Source organism: Mesorhizobium sp. M2A.F.Ca.ET.037.01.1.1 (genome assembly GCF_003998075.1).
Taxonomy (GTDB): Bacteria; Pseudomonadota; Alphaproteobacteria; order Rhizobiales; family Rhizobiaceae; genus Mesorhizobium.
In genome coordinates this window covers 1-1,288 of record NZ_RZSA01001377.1, presented here as the reverse complement: position 1 = coordinate 1,288, position 1,288 = coordinate 1, and the positions used below count along the sequence as shown (strand labels likewise).

At 65.7% G+C, this 1,288-nt stretch carries 1 protein-coding gene and 1 pseudogene; one reads left to right on the top strand and one right to left on the bottom strand.

Annotation, left to right across the window (positions count from 1 at the left end):
* Positions 1-170: 170 nt before the first annotated feature.
* Positions 171-746: a GNAT family N-acetyltransferase gene (locus EOA27_RS36895; protein WP_126082387.1), complete on the bottom strand. Its 576-nt coding sequence runs from the start codon at positions 744-746 to the stop codon at positions 171-173.
* Between the two features lie 65 nt (positions 747-811).
* On the opposite strand from EOA27_RS36895, the pseudogene EOA27_RS36890 reads away from it, so the two are divergent.
* Positions 812-1,288 (top strand): annotated as a pseudogene (locus tag EOA27_RS36890) (DNA polymerase IV); the annotation flags it as partial.

Here is a 1,288-nt window from a genome sequence, read left to right as displayed (position 1 = left end):
GTCCACGGTCTGGGCAAAGGCTGGCGCGCTGATTGCGAGGGCAAAGGCAAGTGGCAAAATACGCTTCACGTCGGTTCTCCGTGCTGTCGGAAGACGAAACAATGGTGCTTTTGGTAGGCAAGAAGCGTTACAGCCGCAAGACGTTGACTGTAGGCCAAAAGCGCATCCGGCTAAAGCACCAGCCGCATCAGCGGCCGGCCGGGCTTGCGCTCAACGAGCCTTTCGAAGCCGGCCTTCTCGAACACCCGCGACGAACCGACGAAAAGCCCGATCGAGCGCGAATCGCGCGACAGGTCGATCGGGCAGGCTTCCAGCAGCCTCGCGCCATTCTCCCGGGCGAAGGCGATGCCGCCCTCGACGAGCCGGTGCGAGACGCCGCGGCCCCTCGCTTTGACGCGGATGAAGAAGCAGGAGATCGCCCAGACATCCGGGTCGCCGGCGTCGGCCGGATCGACCGGCGCCGAGCCCCGGCCCTGATTGTTCCATTCGGGCACGTCGGCGCGCGGGCCGACCTGCATCCAGCCGACGGCCTTGCTGTCCTCGAACGCCAGGAGCCCCGGCGGGGGACCTGCCTCGATGCGCGCCTTGATGAGATCCTTATTGCGCTCCTTGTCGCTGGCGCGGCGCTCCGCCGGCGCCAGCCGGAAATGGGTGCACCAGCAGCCATAGCAGGCGCCCTGCTTGCCGAAGAGGTCCTCGAAATCGGCCCAGCGCTCGGGGGTCAGCGGTGCTATGGTCGTGCTCATGCGTTCTCCCCAGGCCAAGCTTGTTGCCGGCCTTGCGCTGTCGTACCATTGCGTTTGTTCTCTTTATGTTCGCAGCGATGGCGGCTCCTGTCAACAATCCCGAACACGGTTTTTGCCGTGACTGCCTGGCGCTCCAGCGCTCGGAGACGCGCCGCTGCGATCGCTGCGGCAGTCCGCGCCTTGTCCGGCACACGGAGCTCTACCGGCTCAAGATCGCGCATATCGATTGCGACGCCTTCTACGCGGCGATCGAAAAGCGCGACAATCCGGCGCTGAAGGACAAGCCGGTCATCATCGGCGGCGGCCGTCGCGGCGTCGTCTCCACCGCCTGCTATATCGCCCGGATTCAGGGCGTTCGCTCGGCCATGCCGATGTTCAAGGCGCTGGAACTCTGCCCGGAAGCGGCGGTGATTCCGCCCAACATGGAAAAATATGTCGGTGTCGGCCGCCAGGTGCGGGCGCTGATGCTGGCGCTGACGCCGCAGGTCGAGCCGCTGTCGATCGACGAGGCCTTTCTCGACCTCGCCGGCACCGAGCGGCTG